The sequence below is a fragment of the Streptomyces sp. NPDC085460 genome (assembly GCF_044541975.1).
Lineage (GTDB): Bacteria > Actinomycetota > Actinomycetes > Streptomycetales > Streptomycetaceae > Streptomyces.
The window spans coordinates 123,389-141,696 of the sequence record NZ_JBITTO010000008.1; the positions used below are offsets into that span (position 1 = coordinate 123,389).

An 18,308-nucleotide genomic window follows, 5' to 3' on the forward strand; every position below is an offset into this window, starting at 1 on the left:
GACGCGGGTTATGGTGCGGTCGCGCGGTGCTGCGTACGCTGCTGCAATGCAGCTGGAGTTGAGGCATCTGGAAGCCGTCTGCCGGATCGCGGAGGCGGGCAGCCTGGGCCGCGCGGCGCAGCTGCTCGGCGTCTCGCAGCCGGCGCTGTCGGCGCAGTTGCGGCGGATCGAGCGGGTCGCGGGCGGGGAGCTGTTCCTGCGCGGCCGGCGCGGGGTGGAGCCCACTCCGCTGGGCGAGTTCGTCCTCTCCAAGGCCCGGCTCGTGCTCGGCGAGATGGACGCGCTCGCCGCCGGGGCGCGGGCCGCCGACCCGGACACCCCGCTGCGGCTCGGCTGCATCCTGCTGGTGCTCGTGGACACGCTGCTCGGCCGGCTCGACCAGGTCGTGGCCGGCCGGGAGATCGCGGTGACGGTGGAGCACTCCGCGACGACGCTGACCCGGCAGCTCGGCGCGGGCCGCTACGACGCGGTGCTGTACGGCGAGGTCAACGACCACGAGGTCCCGCTGCCGCAGGGGACGACGGCCCGGACGGTGGTGCCCAAGGAGCCGTTCTGCGTACGCCTCTCGGCGGAGCACCCGCTGGCCGGGAAGGAGCGGATCCCGCTGGCCGAGCTGGCGGGCGAGTCCTGGATGACGCTGGTCGAGGACGACGACGGCGGCCCGGAGGCGCTGGCCGCGGCCTGCGAGCGGGCCGGCTTCGCGCCGTCCCTGAGGCACCGGGTCTCCGACCGGAAGATCCACTACGACCTGATCGCCTCGGGCCGCGCGATCTCCCTGAGCCAGCCCACCGCGCCACCCACGGAGGGCACGGTCCTGCGCCCCCTGGAGGGTGACCCGGTGACCGGCCGCATCCGCCTCGCCTGGAACCGTTCGACGGTCTCCGCCCGCCACGCGGACCTGCTCCACCGCGCGGCGGTGGAGGCGTATCTGGCGAACGTCCCCAACAACCCCTTCCACCAGGAGTGGTGGTCCGCCCGACCGGAGCTCCACCCCGTCCTGGCGGACCGGGGCGACGCCCGGTCGTAGGCGGCGCCGGAGTCCGCCGGGCGGCGGGCGGCCGGGGCGGGACGGCGGGCGGTGGCCCGCGTCAGGGCCGGGTGGGGTGCGTGGTGCGGTCGGCCCCCGGGGAGGAGAGCCCGCCCGGCGCCTGGTGGTCGTCTTCGTCGTCCCGGTCGTCCCGGTCGCCCCGCTCGTCGCGCAGGTCGCGGACCATGAGGGTGGCGCCGGCGACGGCGCCGGGCATCAGGAAGACGGCCACGAAGGGGACGATGAAGGCGAGGGCGAGCGGGACGCCGAAGCCGAGCACGGCCCCGCGGCGGGAGCGCAGGAGGGTGAGGCGCTCCTTGAGCTCGACGCCCCGGCGCTGGAGGGCGACGGCGGTGAGTTCCTCGGCGAGGAAGAAGCCGGAGACGCAGAAGCCGAGGGCCGGGACGACGGTCTGGCCGACGACGGGGATGAAGCCGCAGGCGAAGAGCAGCACACCGTAGAAGGCGACCCGGAGCACCACCCGGAGGCTGTCGCGGGCCGAGATCAGCAGCTCGCGCCAGAGCGGCAGGCCGGACTCGGGGACGTCCCCGCCCTGGCTGCGGTCGACGTCCTCGGAGAGCTTCTCGTAGAAGGGCTGGCCGATGAGGAGGGTGACGGCGGTGAAGGTGACGACGGCGAGGAAGGCCGCGAAGACGACGAGCAGGCCCGTCATGGCGTCGCGGAAGATCTCGCGCCACAGGGTGGACCAGTCGTCGGCGAAGGGGGTCGCCCAGGCCACCAGGTCGACGGCGTTGAGGGCGAGGCCGATCATCAGGCCGACATAGAGGACGAGCGTCACCAGACCGGGCAGCAGTCCGAAGCCGAACTGCCGGCCGTGCTGTGCCACCCACTTCTGGCCCTGGACCAGATAACCGAAACCCACCCCGAAATCGCGCATGGGCGCAGCCTAGCGGCAGGCGATCACCCGCTCCGCACATGCGTGCGGGCCGCAACCCGGTCGGTCGGGGTGCGGCCCGCACGGGTCCGCGCGCGCGGCGGCCGGTGGCTCAGACGGCGAGCTCGACCGTGATGTTGCCGCGGGTCGCCTTGGAGTACGGGCAGACCTGGTGGGCCTTCTCGATGAGGCTCTTGGCGGTCTCGGCGTCCACGTTCGGGATGGAGGCCGAGATCTTCACGATGAGGCCGAAGCCGTCGTCGTTCTTGCCGATGCCGACCTCGGCGGTGACCGTCGAGCCGGAGATGTCCGCGTTCTCGTTCCGCGCGACGACGCCGAGGGCGCCCTGGAAGCAGGCGCTGTAGCCGGCCGCGAAGAGCTGCTCGGGGTTGGTGCCGGCGCCGGAGCCGCCCATGGCCTTGGGCGGGTTGACGACGACGTCGAGCTGGCCGTCGTCGGTGGCGACGCGGCCGTCACGGCCGTTCTCCGCGGTGGCGACGGCGGTGTAGAGAACGTCGGAGTGCTGGATGGACATGCTGTTTCCTGCCTTCTGTTCCCGCCTCGACTCGCGCCCACGATCGCGACGGCTGAGGGAAGACTACCGGTCCAGCGAGACGATCATCTTTCCGGTGTTGTCGCCGCGGAGCAGACCGAGGAAGGCGTCCACGCCGTTCTCGATGCCGGTGACGAGGGTCTCGCGGTACGTGAGCTCGCCGGAGCGCAGCTTGCCGCCGACCTCCTCGACGAACTTCTGCTGGAGGCCGTAGTGGTCGGCGACCAGCACGCCCTGGAGGCGGAGCCGCTTGCCGATGATCATCGCCATGTTCCGCGGGCCGGGGACCGGCTCGGTGTCGTTGTACTGGGCGATCATGCCGCAGATGGCGGCGCGGCCGTGCACGTTGAGCGAGGAGATCGCGGCCTCCAGGTGATCGCCGCCCACGTTGTCGAAGTAGACGTCGATGCCGTCCGGCGCCGCCTCGCGGAGCTGGTCCCGCACCGGGCCGTTCTTGTAGTTGAAGGCGGCGTCGAAGCCGAGCTCCTCGACGAGCCACTTCACCTTCTCGTCGGAGCCGGCCGAGCCGATGACCCGGGAGGCGCCGGCGAGCTTGGCGAGCTGGCCGACCTGGCTGCCGACGGCGCCGGCCGCGCCGGAGACGAAGACGGCGTCGCCCTCCTTGAAGGAGGCGGTCTCGAAGAGGCCCGCGTAGGCGGTCAGGCCGGGCATGCCGAGCACGCCGAGGTAGGTGGAGAGCGGGGCGAGCTCCGGGTCCACCTTGGTGGCGTGCTGGGCAGGGACACTGGCGTACTCACGCCAGCCGAGGCCGTGCAGGACGTGGTCGCCCTCGGCGAAGCCCTCCGCGCTCGACGCGACGACGACGCCGACCGCGCCGCCGTCCATCGGGTGGTCCAGCTTGAACGGCGGGACGTAGGACTTCACGTCGTTCATCCGGCCGCGCATGTACGGGTCGACCGAGAAGTGGAGGTTCTTCACCAGGATCCGGCCCTCGGCGGGCGCCTCGACGGGGACCTCGCGCAGGGCGAAGTCGGTGGGGGCGGGCCAGCCGTGCGGGCGGGCGACGAGGTGCCATTCACGGCTGGTGGCGGGCAGAGCGGTCATGGTGGGGACCTCCGGGGCAAAAGCTTCACTTGATGAAACAACCATGCGCCTGAATATTTCATGTTGTCAAGCATCGGAGTAGGATGATGCCCATGCCCACCTCACACACCGACCCCGTGACCCTCGAAGTCGTCGAGCTGATCGGCACGGTCGTGGCGCGCTACCACCAGGAGTACGAGGAGGCCGCCGCCGCCCACTCCCTCACCGGCGCGCAGGCGCGCGTCCTCGGGCTGCTCGCCCTGGAGCCCACGCCGATGCGGAAGATCGCCGAGAAGCTCAAGTGCGAGCCGTCCAACGTCACGGGGATCATCGACCGCCTGGAGTCCCGGGGCCTGGTCGAGCGGCGCCCCGACCCGGCCGACCGCCGGGTCAAGCTGGCCGCGCCCACCGACGACGGCCGGGACACCGCGCGCCGGCTCCGCGAGTCGCTGCACTTCGCGCGCGAGCCGCTCGGCGAGCTGACCGGCGTGGAGCGCACCCTCCTCCGCGACCTCCTGCTCCGGATGCTCGGCGAGACCCCGCCTCCCGCGTCCTGACGGAGCGGGGCGGGGCGGGGGGGGCCGGGTCCGGGCCGGCTCCGGGCCGTGGCCGGACAGGGGCCGGGGACGGACCGTGGCCGGGCAGGGCCGAGTCCAGGGCCGTCGCCGGGCCCGGGAAGGGCCGGGTCGGGGCAGGGGCCGGGGCCGGGGAGTGCCTCGGAGTCCTACCAGCACCACCACAGGAAGCGGTCGCAGCTCTCCGAGGGCTCCGGCGTCGGGGCGGGTGTGGCCGTCGCCGGACGGGTGGTGCTCGCGGAGGCGGTCGGCGTCGGACCGCCCGAGGGCGGGGCGGTGGTCGAGCCCGAGGCGCTCGGCGTGGGCCCGGGCCCCTCGCCCTGCGGCCCCCCGGTGACCTCCGGCACGGTCGGCGCCGGAGAGGAGGGCACGGCGGAGGACGGCCGGGCGGACGCGCCACCCGTCCCCGTACCCGAGCCCGGCCCTGAACCGGGGCCCGTACCCGTGCCCGTACCGGAACCGGACCCCGCTCCCGTGCCGGAGCCACCGCCGGTGCCCGTGCCCGCACGGCCGGCCGGGGCGGTGGCCTCGCCGGAGCCGCCGCCCGATCCCGTACTGATCCGGCGCGGGCGCACGCTCGGCGTCGCCGGGCCCGTGGAGCCCTCGGCCGCCTCCTCGCCCTTCCCGTCGTCCTGCCCCGCCCCGTCGTCAGGGGCGCGGGACGGCAGCGCGGGCGGCAGCGGGGCCTCGGTGACCTCCAGCTCCTCCACGGCCGTCGCGGGGCCCTTCTCCTCCGGCTCCTCGAACACCGACTTGGCCAGGCCCAGGGACCCCGCCGCGAGAACGAGCCCCAGCGTGCTCACCGCGACCGTCCGGCCGCGACCGCCGCGACCGCCGCGAGCGCCGCGCCCTTCGCTCCCCCGCTTCCGGCGGCGCGCGGCGGACCGGCCGCCCGCCGCCCGCTCGCCGGACCTCGGCGGCACCACCACGTCCAGCTCGTAGACATGCTCGGGGGCGAGGGGGGCAAGCGGGTCGCCGGCCTCCGGCTCCGGATCCGGCACGGGCGCGTAGGGCTCGTAGGCGTACGGATCCGGCTGGGACGCGTACGGCTGGGACGCGTACGGATCGGAGCCGTACGCCTCCCCCGGATACGACCCCACCGGATGGCCCTGCTGCGGGTACGGCTGCGACGGGTACGGCTCCGGTGTCACGGCGCCCTCGTGAGGCGCGGGGTGAGACAGGGCCTGGGGGGTGTCGTACCGCAGCCGCTCGACGGGAGTTCCGCACCCGGCACAGGCGAGGGCCCCGTTGAGATGCCGCCGGCACGCGTGGCAGTAGTCCATGGGGCTCGCACGCTAGAACGAGCGGCGCGGCCCCGGGGAGGCAAAGAAGTGAGGATCCTGTGAGGAAACCACAGGTGAACGCCGTGGCGCCGTGATTCTCCCGGTTCGCCACCCCCGGCCGCGCGGCCCCGGGCGGCGCAGCCCAACGCGCGCGCCGGGCCCGTCGGTCGCACGATGCCAACAGGAAACCCGAACCGCGACACCTCGCCCGTGTCAGCACCGCACCCCGGAGGATCCGCCGTGACCGTCAGCCTCGATCAGCTGCGCCGTTGCCATGTCGCCGTCGACCTGGGTGCCGCCCGCACCCGGGTCTTCGTCAAGGGAGCCGGGCTCGTCGTCGACGAGCCGAGCGTCGCCGCCGTCAACACCCGTACCGGAGCGCTGATCGCGGTCGGCGCGCTCGCCGAGAAGATGACCGGCCGCACCCCCGACTACATCCGGGTCGTCCGTCCGGTCTCCGGCGGCACGGTCGTCGACATCGAGATGGCCCAGCGGATGCTGCGCCACCTCCTCGGCGAGAAGCTCCGCCGCCAGCTCCGCCGCAAGCCCCGGCTGCGCGCCGCCGCCTGCACCCCGCACGACAGCGACCCGCTCGCCCAGCGGGCGGCCGTGGAGACCCTGGTGGGGCTCGGGGCGCGCCGGGTCGAGCTGGTCGACACGCTGATCGCGGCGGCCGTGGGCTGCGGCCTCCCGGTGGAGCAGCCCACCGCCACCATGATCCTGGTGTGCGGGGCGGCGACGACGCAGGTCGCGGTGCTCTCGCTCGGCGCGATCGTCACGGCCGAGCGGATGCCGGTCGGCGGCGACGCCATCGACCACGCGATCATCCAGCACCTGCGCCACCACCACGAGCTGATGCTGCCGAGCCAGTCGGTGCGCCCGCTCCAGCTCGCGCTGAGCGGCAACGGCCTCACCCCGCACGGCCCGGCGTCCACCGAGATCCACGGCCGGGACGTGGCCACCGGCCTGGCCCGCTCGGTCACCGTCGACACGGCCGCCGTGCGCCAGGCGATCCACACCCCGCTGACGGCGGTCCTCGACGGCATCGGCAAGGTGCTCCGCGACTGCCCGCCGGACCTGGTCGCCGACCTCGCCGACCGGGGGATCATGATGGTCGGCGGCAGCGCGCTGCTCCCGGGCCTGGACCAGATGCTGCGGGACGCCACCGGCATGCCGGTGCACATCGCCGAACGGCCCGACGTCTGCGCCGTGCTGGGCCTCGGCGCCATGCTGGAGGGCAAGGTCCAGCCGATGGTCCTCGACCCGCTGGGCGCCCACCGCGGCCTGACGGACGACCTCGACCGCGACCGCGAGCTCGCCGACGACCTGACGGAGTGACCAATCCCGACATCACCCGATTCGTACGCCGATGAGACCATGGTGATCATGGACGAGGACGCCGGGCAGGGAGTGGAGCAGGAGCGAGGGCGGGAGCGCGGGCGGGAACAGGCCCGGCTGCCGATGCTGCTCGAAGCCGTCCTCGGCGTCGGCACGGACCTCGAACTCCGCGCCACGCTCCAGCACCTCGTGGACTCCGCGGCCGAACTGGTCGGGGCCCGCCGCGGGGCGCTGGGGGTCCTCGACCCCGAGCGCCCCCGGCTCACCGGTCTGTTCACCACCGGGATGACCGAGGAGGAGCGGGCCCGCGCCGCCCGCCTCCCCGCCGGCCCCGACGGCCTCACCGGCCTCGCCGGTCCCGGCGGCCCGACCGGATCCGACCGCCCCGACAGCCCCGACAGCCCCGACAGCCCCGACAGCGGTCTCGGGGTCCCGATCCGCGTGCACACCCAGGTCTTCGGCAACCTCCACCTCGGCGGGAAGCCCGGCGGCTTCACCGAGGAGGACCTGGCGCTGCTGCGGGTCCTCGCCGCCCAGGCGGGGATCGCCATCGGCAACGCCCGGCTCTACGAGACGGCCCGGCAGCGCGAGCGGTGGATCGAGGGCGCGGCGGCCGTCACCACGGCGCTGCTCACCGGCGAGTCCGCCGAGGACGCCCTGATGACCGTCGCCGAACAGGCCAGGATCCTCGCCGACGCGGCGGCGGGCGTGATCCTCCAGCCCACCCCCGAGGGCGGGATGGAGATCGTCACGGCCTCCACCACGGAGGACCCCGGCGACCTGGTCGGCACCACGATCCGGCCCGGCTCGGCCGTCCTCGTCCAGCTCCTCGGCGGGGAGCCGGTCTTCATCGAGGACTCCTCGACCGACCCCCGGATGACCACACCGGTCCGGTCCCGGTTCGGGCCGTCGATGATGCTGCCGCTGCGCAGCGGCGGCAAGCTGATCGGCACGCTCGCCCTCCCCCGCCGCCGGGACGCCGAGCCGTACTCGGCGGTGGACCGGCTGCTCGCCTCCCAGTTCGCCTCGCAGGCGGCGCTCGCGCTGGTCCTGGCGGACGCGCGGCACGACCGGGAGCGCCTCGCGGTCTTCGAGGACCGCGACCGGATCGCCCGTGACCTGCACGACCTCGTCGTCCAGCGGCTGTTCGCCACCGAGATGATGCTGGAATCGACCCGCCGGCGCGCCGAGGGCTCGTCCGAGGAGGACGAGCTGCTCGGGAGGGCGGTGGACGAGCTGGACTCGACGATCCAGGAGGTGCGGACGGCGATCTTCGCCCTCCAGCAGCCGCCCGCCGAGGCGCCGGCGACCTTCCGGGGGCGGGTGCTGCGGGAGACCGGCGGGGCGGGGGTGCTGCTGGGCTTCCAGCCGTCGGTCCGGTTCACCGGGGCGGTGGACACGCTCGTGGACGAACCGGAGGCGCGGAAGCTGCTCGGCGCGCTGCGCGGGGCGCTGGCCGCGGCCCACCGGCGGTCCGGGATCGGCCGGATCCAGGTGGACGTCGGGGTCGGCGAGGAGGGCGCCTGGCTGCGCGTCGAGGACGACGGCACCCCGCCGACGACGGTCACCTGGCCGTAGCCGCGCCGCCGGAGCCGTACGACCGCGAACGTGCGCGCAAGCCCAGGAGCCGCACCGCGACCGCGAGCGTGCGCGCAAGCCCCGGAGCCGTATCGCCTCCCCCGGACGGAGCAGTCCCGCGCGCCGGGGGCCGTGGCCGGATCTTGACTGAGGGGGTGAACTCCGACGCCAAACCCCCGACCGCGGCGGCCTACCGGAACCTGGTGACGGCCACCATCGGCTTCACGCTCACCTTCTGGGCGTGGGACCTGATCGCCCCCCTCGGCAGCTGGTACGGCGAGCGCCTGGACCTGAGCTCGTTCCAGCAGTCCTTCCTCGTGGCCGTGCCGGTGATCGTCGGCTCGCTGGGCCGGATCCCGGCCGGCGCGCTGACCGACAGGTACGGCGCGAAGCTGATGTTCCCGCTGGTCTCCGCGCTGACGATCATCCCGGTGCTGCTGCTGATCGTGGTGAAGGACTCCTACGGTCTGATGATCGTGGTCGGCTTCCTCCTCGGCCTCGGCGGCACGACCTTCGCCATCGGCATCCCGCTGGTCAACTCGTGGTTCCCGCCGGAGAAGCGGGGCCTGGCGCTCGGCGTCTTCGGCATGGGCATGGGCGGGGTGGCGCTCTCCGGCTACTTCACCCCCCGGATCGCCAAGCACGGCGAGAACCTGCCGTTCGTCGTCGTGGCGATCGCGCTCGCCGTGTACGCCGTGCTCGCCGCCGTCCTCATCACCGACCGCCCCGACCGCCCGGTGCCGACCGCCCCGCTGGCGACCCGGCTGGGCTCGGCGGGCCGGCTGCGGGTGACGTGGGAGCTGTCGGCGCTGTACGCGATCGGCTTCGGCGGCATCGTGGCCTTCGGCGTCTACCTGCCGACGTACCTGAAGACCTGGTACGAGCTGGACCCGACCGACGCGGGCACCAAGGCGGCCGGATTCGCCCTGGTCACCGTCGTCTTCCGGCCGATCGGCGGCTGGCTCTCGGACCGGGTCCACCCGGCGATCGTCACCGCGTGGGCGCTCGGCGTCGTCGCCCTCTTCGCGATCGTCCAGGCGTTCGACCCGAAGCTGAACCCGGGCGGGACGATCGCCCTGCTCGTCATGGCGGCCGGCCTCGGCACCGCGAGCGGCTCGGTCTTCGCGCTGGTCTCGCAGGTCACCCCGCAGGCCAAGGTGGGCTCCGTGACCGGCATCGTCGGCGCGATGGGCGGCCTCGGCGGCTTCGTCCCGCCGCTGGTCATGGGCGCGATCTACAGCGCCAAGGACTCGTACTCGATCGGCTTCATGCTCCTCTCCGACCTGGCGCTCGCGGGCTGCGTGTACGCGTACGGGCGGATGCGCGGCATCCGGCCGGGCGGCGACGAGCCGGCGTCCGGGGCGACGAAGGTCACGGCCAAGGCGCCCTGACGGCCCGGCAGAATGCCCCTCGGCAGCGGCGTTCCCGATGCGACCCGAGGAGTACGACCGGTGAGTGCGCTCTTCCCCGCCCTGAGAAGCGGTTCCGACCGGACCGCGCTGCGCTTCGGCGCGGACCCCGCGACGGCGGAGACCCTGACGTACGAGGAACTGGCCCGGGCCGCCGGGGAGCTGGCCGTCCGGCTCTCCGGGGCGGCCCGGGTCGCGGTCTGGGCCACGCCGACCGCCCGGACGGCCGTGGCGGTGGTGGCGGCGCTGCTCGCGGGCGTGCCCGTCGTCCCGCTCAACCCGCGGGTCGGTGAGCGGGAACTGGCCCACATCCTCGCCGACAGCGCGCCCGCGCTCCTCCTGGCGGGCGCGGAGGACGAGCCGCCGGCGGCGCTCGCGGAGCTGCCCCGGATCGACGTGCCGACCCGGGTCGCGCACGTCACCCCTGTCTCGGCCGTGGTCGCGGGCGGCGCCGGGCCGCAGGACCCGGAGTCGACCGCGTTCGTCGTCTACACCTCCGGCACCACCGGCCCCCCGAAGGGCGTGCTGCTCTCCCACCGGGCGGTCACCGCCTCGCTGGACGCGCTCGCGGAGGTCTGGGCCTGGACGGAGGACGACGTCCTCGTGCACGCGCTGCCGCTCTTCCACGTCCACGGCCTGATCCTCGGGATCCTCGGGCCCCTGCGGCGCGGCGGCGAGGTCCGCCACCTGGGCGCCTTCTCGGCCGAGGGGGTCGCCCGCGAACTGGCGGCGGGCGGCACGATGCTGTTCGGCGTCCCCACCATGTACCACCGGCTCGCGGACGCCCTCCCCGGGGACCCGGCCCTGGTGAAGGCGCTGTCCGGGGCGCGGCTGCTGGTCTCGGGGTCGGCGGCGCTGCCGGTGCGCGACCACGAGCGGATCGCGGCGGCGACGGGCCGGACGGTGGTGGAGCGGTACGGGATGAGCGAGACGCTGATGAACACCAGCGTCCGGCCCGGCGGGCCGCCCCGCCCCGGCACGGTCGGGACCCCGCTGCCGGGCGTGGAGGTGCGGCTGGTGGAGGAGGACGGCACGGTGCTCGGCGGGTCCGGCGGGTCCCACGGGTCCCACGGGTCCCACGGGTCCCACGGGTCCGACGGGTCCCGCGGGTCCGACGGGGAGACGGTCGGCGAGGTGCAGGTGCGCGGGCCGAACCTCTTCTCCGGCTATCTGAACCGGCCGGAGGCGACCGAGGCGGCGTTCGACGGCGACTGGTTCCGCACCGGCGACATGGCCGTCCGGGAATCCGACGGAACGATCCGCCTCGTGGGCCGCAAGGCCACCGACCTGATCAAGAGCGGCGGGTACAAGATCGGCGCCGGCGAGATCGAGAACGCGCTGCTCGACCACCCGGGGGTGCGGGAGGCCGCCGTCACCGGCGAGCCCGACCCCGATCTGGGCGAGCGGATCGTGGCCTGGGTGGTGCCGGCCGACCCGGCCGCGCCGCCGGGGGCCGAGGAGCTGGCGGACCACGTGGCCCGGCTGCTCGCCCCGCACAAGCGGCCCAGGACGGTCCGCCTCCTCGACGCCCTCCCCCGCAACGACCTGGGCAAGGTGCTGAAGAAGCGGCTGTCGCGGGGGTGACGGCGAAGGGCCGGGCGCCTGAAACGGAGCCCGGCCCTTCGCCCGACGGTTACTTCACGCCGATCGCGTGGATCAGCTCCTGCGTGACGGAGCCGCCCCGGTCGTCGGTGGCGCCGGCGCGCAGGGAGACGGCCTTGGCTCCGGACGGGACGCGGAGCTCACCGGTCCAGGCGGCGCCCTTCCCGGACTTCCGCAGGTCCACCTTGCGCCAGGTGGCGCCGGAGTCGTAGGAGACCTCCAGGCTGCCGTCGGCGATGGTGCCGGTGCCGGCCGCGCCCTCGACGTACTCGGCGAAGATGCCGACCGGGACCCGGGAGCCGCCCCGGACGTCGCCGTACAGGTCGGTGTCGAGGTCGAAGCCGAGGTTGAGCATCGGCAGGTAGGTGATCCGGTCGGACGGGGTCTCGGCGGAGCGGACCGTCCACTCGCTGTGGCCCTTGGCGCCGAGCCGCCAGCGGGCCGGGTCGAGGGTCGTGTCGGTGACGACCTTGAAGGTGGCCTCCTCCGCCGGGGCGTCCCAGGCGTAGGCGCCGGAGCTCGTCTTGCGGTCGACCCGGACGCCGTTCACGTACACCTCGGTGTACTGGGTCATGGTGTCGTCGCCCCACACGTTGCCGAAGCCGGTGTGGTCGCGGCCGGAGTCGCCCCAGCCGGGGGTGTTGAACCGCAGGTCGTTGCCGGTGCGCTGCTGGCCCCAGCCGAGGCCGGTGCCGAGCCAGGGGTGCCAGACGGGGCCGAACCACTCGCTGCGGGTGACGGAGCCGCCCCGGTAGACCGAGCGGCCGCCGCGCTGCTCCAGGGACTCGCCGAGGTCGACGGACTCGTGCCACTGCTGGCCGGTGCCGGTGGAGACGTACTCGGTGCGCTCGGCCGGGAAGGCGATCCACTCCTTGAAGCCGACCCCGATCGGGAAGGTGTCGGTGATCGAGAAGCGGAACTCGCCGCCCAGCTCCTTCCGCTTGGTCGGCGCGTGGAAGGTGGAGCGGACGGTGGCGAGCTCGCGGTGGCCGGGGCGGTAGGCGAGGTCGGTGCCGATACGGCCGGGGTGCCCCTCGGAGAGGTCGTACACGTACGGGGTGAAGCGGGTGCCGGTGAGGTCGAGGCGCCGGCCGTGGGCGGCTCCTGCGGCGAGCCGGGCGGCGTCGGCGCGGTTCACGGTGACGACGGCGAGCGGGCGGTCCTGGTAGTCGGCGGTGCCGAACCACTTCATCAGCCGGCCGGCGGCGTCGTCGGTGACGAGGAGCGCCGTGGCGCCGGCGTCCTGGGCGGTCTGGGCGACCTGGACCGGGTCCGCGCCCTCGGCGAGGCGGACGAGCACGGCCTTGCCGGTGACGTCCTTGCCCGCGTACGCGGCGGGGGTGCCGGTGCCCGCGTCGGCGAGGCGGAGGCGGTGCCGGCCTTCGAGGAGGGCGCTGCCGTTCTGCGGGCGCAGGTCGGAGAGGCGGACGCCGTCGACGCTCGCCTCCGCCATGGGCTTGCCGAGCCGCCAGACGGTCCGGTACTCGAAGGTGCCGTTCTTCACGGGCGCGGTGGGCGCGGCGAAGAGGGAGTCGTAGGTGAGGGGCACCTGCACGATGTCGGTGTAGCCGGTGCCGTTCGCCTTGCGGTCGTACTCCATGACCAGCTGGCGGGTCTCGGTGCGCTTCTCGACGTCGGCGCGTATCTCGCGCAGCTGCCGGCCGTCGAGGGTGATCTCGCGGTCGCGGTCGAGGACGATCTCGGGGGCGACCATGAAGCCGAGGCCGAGGGAGTCGGAGCCCTTGGCGCCGCGCACGTCGAGGAAGGTGTCGACGGTGTACGTGCCGGGCTTCAGGCGCAGTTCGAGGGTGCCGGACGCGCCGACGGAGGCCGGGAAGGGGTCCTCGCCGGGGGTGAGTTCCTTGATGCCGAGCCCCGCGGCGGCGGGGGCGCCGTCACGGTCCTTGACGTGGACGGTGAGGGTGTAGCGCTCCTCCTCCTTGACCAGGCCGAGGGCGGTGTGGGCGACCGGGGCGCCGCCGGCGGTGGCGGTGATCCGGCCGGAGCTGGTGCCGACCGGGGCGGTGGTGCCGTCGCCGGTGACGGTGGTGGAGGCGGAGCCGTGGGCCGGGACGGTGAGGGTGGTGTCGGCGAGGGCGGCGGTGCCGGCCGGCATGCCCTCGACGGCGAGGTCCAGCTCGACGGGGGCGTCGGAGGAGTTGGTGTAGGTGACGGTCCTGGTGACCGGCTCGTTCTCCTCGTAGGGCCAGGCGTGGAAGCCGAGGTCGGCGGAGCCGGTGGCGGTCACGTCCGCGGCGATGGCGGCGGCGACGTCGACGCGGCCGGCACCGAGGTCGTAGGCGGAGGCGCCGAGGACCTTGGAGCTCGACATGAGGGCGTCCTTGAGCTGGGCGCCGGTCCAGTCGGGGTGCTGCTCGGCGAGCAGGGCGGCGACTCCGGCGACGTGCGGGGTCGCCATGGAGGTGCCGTTCATCGAGGTGTAGAGGCCGGTGCCCTCGGTGAGCTGGGAGCGGGCGGCGAGGATGCCGACGCCGGGCGCGGAGAGGTCCGGCTTGAGGGCCTGGTCGCGGTAGCGGGGGCCCTTGCTGGTGAAGTACGCGGCCTCGTCGGCGGAGTCGACGGCGCCGACGGTGAGGGCGGCGTCGGCGGCGCCGGGCGAGCCGATGGTGCCGGGGGCGCCGGAGTTGCCGGCGGCGATGACGAAGAGGGCGCCGGTCTCGGCGGAGAGGGTGTTGACGGCCTGGGCCATCGGGTCGGTGCCGTCGCTGCCCTCCCGGGAGCCGAGGCTCATCGAGACGATCTTCGCGTCGATGTCCTTGGCGGCCCATTCCATGCCGGCGATGATCTGCGACTCGGTGCCGGAGCCCTCGTCGCTGAGGACCTTGCCGACGGCGAGGGTGGCGCCGGGGGCGACGCCCTTCTCCTTGCCGCCGGAGCCGGCGCCGCTGCCGCCGACGGTGGAGGTGACGTGGGTGCCGTGGCCGTCGCGGTCGGCGACCTCCTGGCCCTCGATGAAGGACTTCGACTCGGCGATCCGGCCGGCGAGGTCGGGGTGGCCGGCGTCGACGCCGGTGTCGAGGACGGCGACCTTGACGCCCTTGCCGGTGAGCCCGGCCTCCCACGCCTCGGGGGTGCCGATCTGGGCATTGGACTCGGCCATGGCGGCCGTCACCCGGGCGTCGAGCCAGACCTTGGCGGGGGCGGCCGCGCGGGACGCGCCGGCCTTCCCGGTGAAGGTCTGCCAGAAGGCGGCCGGATCGGTGGCGGTGACGGCGGCGCCGCCGACGCTGGGCAGGGCGCGGACGGTCTCGGTGCCGCGCGGGGCGCCGTGCGCCGCGCGCGCGTTCTTCCCGCCGTACGTGACGATCAGCGGGAGCGCGTCGGTGACGCCCTGTTCGACGAGGCCGGTGATGTCGAAGAGGCGCGGGTCGAGGGCGCCGGACGCGAGGTGGGGGCGGGCCTCGTCGGGGACGACGGTGACGCGGCCGTCGGTGACCTGGGTGCGGACCGCGCCGGTGGCGCCCTTCGCCCGATCGACGGTGACGGTCTGCCGGCCGCCGTCGAGTCCGGTGAGGGTGACCCGGTCGCCGGTGACGAGCGTGACGGTCGCGGACACGGCCGGGCCGCGGAAGGTGTCGGGCACGTCGGCGGCCGTGGCGCCCGGCGCGGCGGCGGTCTGCCCGGCCGAGAGCATCACGAGGGAGACGCCGGCGGCGATCAGCCCGGCCCTTCCTCTGGACAGCGGTGCGGTCATGGGGGGACTCCTCGCGGACCCGGGGGTTCGGGGGTGGGATTCCGGATCCGCGAGGAGTCTGGTCGCTGGGACGGGAGTTGAGTCCTGTCGCGGCTGGCGGCTATGTGCCGTGGCGGCCAACCGCCAGACGGACGAAGACGGGTCGGTACGGGAGCGTCCGGGATGCTCCGGAACGGCGCCTCAGGGGGTCGGGTCGAGCGCGTCGTACCGGCGGAACCCCCGCGCGTACAGGGCGAACACGCCGACGGCGAGGGCGCAGACGAGACCGCCGCCGGTGATGGCGACGGCGGGCGAGGTGAGGCCGGCGACGGAGCCGGCCACGAAGTCGCCGAGCCGGGGCCCGCCCGCGACGACCACGATGAAGACGCCCTGGAGCCGGCCGCGCATCTCGTCGGGCGCGGCGACCTGCATCATCGTGTTCCGGAAGATCATCGAGGAGGTGTCCGCGTACCCGGCGGCGGCGAGGCAGAGGAGACCGATCCAGAGGTTCCGGCTGAGGCCGAAGGCGGCGATGGCGAGGCCCCAGGCGGCGACGGCGATCAGGATGGCCTGCCCGTGGTGCCGGATCCGGCCCTGCCAGCCGGAGACCACTCCGCCGAGGAGCGCGCCGAACGCCGGTGCGGCGACGAGGAGTCCGGTGGTCTTCGCGTCGCCGCCGAACCAGAGGGCGGCGACGGCCGGGAAGAGCGCCTTGGGCTGGGCGAGGATCATCGCGAAGAGGTCGGAGACGAAGGTCGCGCGCAGGTTGGGGCGGGTGCCGAGGAAGCGCAGCCCGTCGAGGACGGACGCCCTCTTCGCCCCCGTGCGCTCCGGCGGCATGGAGGGCAGCCGCCACATCGCGTACAGGCTCGCGAAGAAGGCGAGCGCGTCGACGAGATAGGCGGTCTGGTAGCCGGCCACGCCCACGATCACGCCGCCGAGGCTGGGGCCGACGAGCGTGCCGAAGGTCACCACCATGGAGTTGAGGGCGTTGGCGGCGCGCAGCTGCTCGGGCGGCAGCAGCCGGGGGATCATCGCGCTGCGGGCGGGCGCGTTGAGGGCGCCGCAGAGGGCCTGGAGGGCGACGATCGCGTAGAGGAACCAGACGTGGTGGAAGCCGGCGAAGGCGGCGCCGGCGAGCGCGGCGGAGAGGACGGCCGAGCCGATGGCGCCGGCGAGTCCGAGGGCGCGCCGGTCGACGGTGTCGGCGATCGCCCCGCCGTACAGGCCGAAGACGACCAGCGGCACGAGGGAGCAGAGGCCGACGAGTCCGACGGAGAAGGTCGAGCCGGTGATGTCGTACACCTGGAGGGAGACGGCGAGGGCGGTCATGCCCTGGCCGACCCAGGAGACGGCGTTCCCGAACCAGAGGCGGCGGTAGTCGGCGGAGGTGCGCAGCGGGGTGAGGTCGGCGAAGACCCTCCGCTTCTCCTCCCGCGGCGACTCGACGGCGGTCACGCCGTGGCCGCGGCGGGGTCGGTGAGGTCGTAGCTCAGCTCGGGGCGCTCCCAGTGGACGCGTCCGGCGGGGGCGACGGTGCCGGTGCGGCGGGCGCCGGTGCGGAGGTAGAACTCCTCGGCGGGCGGGTGGGCGACGACGCGGACGGCGTCGAGCCCGGCGGCGCGGGCCACGCCGGTCATGTGGGCCATCAGCGTGCGCCCGATGCCGAGGCCCTGGGCGGTGTCGGCGACGAAGGCGAGGTCGAGCTCGGCATCGTCGAGGAGGAGGGCGTAGAAGCCGAGGACGCGACCGCCGGCGTCGACGGCGACGTGGACCGGGTGGTGTTCGATGTAGGCCCCGCCGACCTGGTAGCCGTCCACCATGACGGCGTACGGCCCCCGGTAGGCGGCGGAGCCGCGGACGAGCTGGGTCAGGCGCTTGGAGTCGGCGGCCGTGGCGCGGCGGACGGTGATCTCGGACATGCGCCGAGTATAGGAGCGTCTTGGAGTTACGGCCCTTACATTTCGGTGACGGCCGGGCGACTGGGGGCCGAGGCGGGGACGGCCACCCGGCCGGGGTCCGGGCGCGGACAGCCGCCGGCCCGCCGCCGGGGCCGTCGGTCGCAGCAGGCGCGCGGTGCGGCGGGGCCGTCAGGCGCAGGAGGCCCGCGGTGCGCCGGGGCCGTCAGTCGCAGGAGGCGCGCGGTGCGCCGGGGCCGTCGGCCGCAGGAGGCCCGCGGTGCGGCGGGGCCGTCAGTCGCAGGAGGCGCGGAGCTCGGCGGGGTCGAGGGAGTCGAGGCGGGCGGCGAGTGCGGCGAGCCGGTCGCGCAGGTCGCCGATGGACGCGAGGTCGAGACCGGTGGCGGCGGCGATCCGGCGGGGCACACCGAGGGCCCGCTCGCGCAGCGCGGCGCCCGCCGCGGTGGGGCGGACGGTGACGGACCGCTCGTCCTCGGCGCTGCGCCGGCGCTCCACGTATCCGGCCGCCTCCAGCCGCTTGAGCAGCGGCGACAGGGTGCCGGAGTCGAGCCGCAGCCGCTCCCCGATGCCCTTCACGGGCAGCTCCCCGTGCTCCCAGAGCACGAGCATGACGAGGTACTGGGGGTAGGTGAGCCCGAGCTCCTTCAGCGCCTCGCGGTAGACGCCGTTGAACGCGCGGGTCGCCGCGTGCAGCGAGAAGCAGATCTGGTGGTCGAGCCGGAGGAACTCCTCGTCCGGGACCGTGTCGAGCGTCTCCATGACACCAGGGTACGCGAGACCCCTCGCACTATTTAGTTGTGCACAACTGAATAGTGCGCTACAAATGAGGGGCCACCCCTTCCCGAGGAACAGGAACGGACCACCCATGGACGCCATCTACACCGCCGTCGCCACCGCCAACGGGCGCGAGGGCCGCGCCGTCAGCTCCGACGGCCACATCGACCTGCCCCTCGCCCACCCCCAGGCCCTCGGCGGCAACGGCCAGGGCACCAACCCCGAGCAGCTCTTCGCCGCCGGCTACGCCGCCTGCTTCGCCAGCGCCATGGGCGTCGTCGCCCGCCAGGAGAAGATCGACATCTCCGAGGCGTCCGTCACCGCCGAGGTCTCCATCGGCAAGGACGCCACCGACGGCGGGTTCGGCCTCGCCGTCGTCATGCGCGCCGAGTTCCCCGACCACCTCCAGGGCGAGGCCGGCCGCGCCCTGCTGGAGAAGACCCACGCCTTCTGCCCCTACTCCAAGGCCACCCGCGGCAACATCGCCGTGGAGCTGATCGTCGAATAGGCCGAGCGGGCCACGTAGACCGAGCAGGCCGAGCGAGGGGGAGTAATCGGCGCACGGGGTGGCGACGGATCCGGCCCTCGCCCTACCCTGGAGGTCAGGGCGGCGGCGC

General features: G+C 74.4%; 15 protein-coding genes. 7 read left to right on the forward strand and 8 right to left on the reverse strand.

Annotated features, from left to right (window positions below; translation table 11 throughout):
* Window positions 1-46 precede the first annotated feature (46 nt).
* Window positions 47-1,027, forward strand: coding sequence for a LysR family transcriptional regulator (locus ACIGHB_RS21805; protein WP_360311313.1), 981 nt, complete (start codon window positions 47-49; stop codon window positions 1,025-1,027).
* Between the two features lie 61 nt (window positions 1,028-1,088).
* Here ACIGHB_RS21805 and ACIGHB_RS21810 read toward each other — a convergent pair whose 3' ends face one another.
* From ACIGHB_RS21810 to ACIGHB_RS21820, 3 genes are all read right to left on the reverse strand, one after another.
* Window positions 1,089-1,925 carry an EI24 domain-containing protein gene (locus tag ACIGHB_RS21810; protein ID WP_399915209.1) on the reverse strand — a complete coding sequence of 279 codons (837 nt, stop codon included), beginning with the start codon at window positions 1,923-1,925 and terminating at the stop codon, window positions 1,089-1,091.
* A 109-nt stretch (window positions 1,926-2,034) separates the two neighbouring features.
* On the reverse strand, window positions 2,035-2,457 hold the full coding sequence (locus ACIGHB_RS21815; RefSeq protein ID WP_360311309.1) for an organic hydroperoxide resistance protein: 423 nt from the start codon (window positions 2,455-2,457) through the stop codon (window positions 2,035-2,037).
* 63 nt (window positions 2,458-2,520) lie between these two features.
* Entirely contained in the window at window positions 2,521-3,540 is a 1,020-nt protein-coding gene (locus ACIGHB_RS21820) for an NADP-dependent oxidoreductase (protein WP_360311307.1), read from the reverse strand.
* Between the two features lie 92 nt (window positions 3,541-3,632).
* On the opposite strand from ACIGHB_RS21820, the gene ACIGHB_RS21825 reads away from it, so the two are divergent.
* Window positions 3,633-4,076, forward strand: a complete 444-nt coding sequence (locus ACIGHB_RS21825; protein ID WP_399915212.1) for a MarR family winged helix-turn-helix transcriptional regulator — start codon at window positions 3,633-3,635, stop codon at window positions 4,074-4,076.
* Window positions 4,077-4,243: 167 nt separating this feature from the next.
* Here the strand turns inward: ACIGHB_RS21825 and ACIGHB_RS21830 are convergent, their stop codons facing one another.
* Window positions 4,244-5,245 carry a hypothetical protein gene (locus ACIGHB_RS21830; protein ID WP_399915214.1) on the reverse strand — a complete coding sequence of 334 codons (1,002 nt, stop codon included), beginning with the start codon at window positions 5,243-5,245 and terminating at the stop codon, window positions 4,244-4,246.
* 372 nt (window positions 5,246-5,617) lie between these two features.
* On the opposite strand from ACIGHB_RS21830, the gene ACIGHB_RS21835 reads away from it, so the two are divergent.
* From ACIGHB_RS21835 to ACIGHB_RS21850, 4 genes are all read left to right on the forward strand, one after another.
* The gene (locus ACIGHB_RS21835; protein WP_360311302.1) at window positions 5,618-6,715 is read left to right on the forward strand and encodes a rod shape-determining protein; all 1,098 of its coding nucleotides are present in this window, start codon (window positions 5,618-5,620) and stop codon (window positions 6,713-6,715) included.
* Between the two features lie 39 nt (window positions 6,716-6,754).
* Complete coding sequence (locus ACIGHB_RS21840) at window positions 6,755-8,293, forward strand: GAF domain-containing protein (protein ID WP_399915216.1); 1,539 nt, start codon at window positions 6,755-6,757, stop codon at window positions 8,291-8,293.
* 155 nt (window positions 8,294-8,448) lie between these two features.
* Entirely contained in the window at window positions 8,449-9,684 is a 1,236-nt protein-coding gene (locus tag ACIGHB_RS21845; RefSeq protein ID WP_399915219.1) for a nitrate/nitrite transporter, read from the forward strand.
* Window positions 9,685-9,744: 60 nt separating this feature from the next.
* Window positions 9,745-11,286, forward strand: coding sequence for an acyl-CoA synthetase (locus ACIGHB_RS21850; protein ID WP_399915221.1), 1,542 nt, complete (start codon window positions 9,745-9,747; stop codon window positions 11,284-11,286).
* A gap of 49 nt (window positions 11,287-11,335) precedes the next feature.
* On the opposite strand, the gene ACIGHB_RS21855 is transcribed toward ACIGHB_RS21850, so the two are convergent.
* The 4 genes from ACIGHB_RS21855 to ACIGHB_RS21870 form a co-directional block, all read right to left on the reverse strand.
* Window positions 11,336-15,019, reverse strand: a complete 3,684-nt coding sequence (locus tag ACIGHB_RS21855; protein ID WP_399915223.1) for a S8 family serine peptidase — start codon at window positions 15,017-15,019, stop codon at window positions 11,336-11,338.
* 180 nt (window positions 15,020-15,199) lie between these two features.
* Window positions 15,200-16,456: an MFS transporter gene (locus tag ACIGHB_RS21860; RefSeq protein WP_399915225.1), complete on the reverse strand. Its 1,257-nt coding sequence runs from the start codon at window positions 16,454-16,456 to the stop codon at window positions 15,200-15,202.
* The gene (locus ACIGHB_RS21865) at window positions 16,453-16,920 is read right to left on the reverse strand and encodes a GNAT family N-acetyltransferase (RefSeq protein WP_399915227.1); all 468 of its coding nucleotides are present in this window, start codon (window positions 16,918-16,920) and stop codon (window positions 16,453-16,455) included. The genes ACIGHB_RS21860 and ACIGHB_RS21865 overlap by 4 nt, the downstream gene beginning before the upstream one ends.
* A gap of 270 nt (window positions 16,921-17,190) precedes the next feature.
* Window positions 17,191-17,676 carry a MarR family transcriptional regulator gene (locus ACIGHB_RS21870; RefSeq protein ID WP_360311290.1) on the reverse strand — a complete coding sequence of 162 codons (486 nt, stop codon included), beginning with the start codon at window positions 17,674-17,676 and terminating at the stop codon, window positions 17,191-17,193.
* A 106-nt stretch (window positions 17,677-17,782) separates the two neighbouring features.
* Between ACIGHB_RS21870 and ACIGHB_RS21875 the strand changes: the two genes are divergently transcribed.
* On the forward strand, window positions 17,783-18,199 hold the full coding sequence (locus ACIGHB_RS21875; RefSeq protein WP_399915230.1) for an organic hydroperoxide resistance protein: 417 nt from the start codon (window positions 17,783-17,785) through the stop codon (window positions 18,197-18,199).
* The last annotated feature ends 109 nt before the right edge of the window (window positions 18,200-18,308 follow it).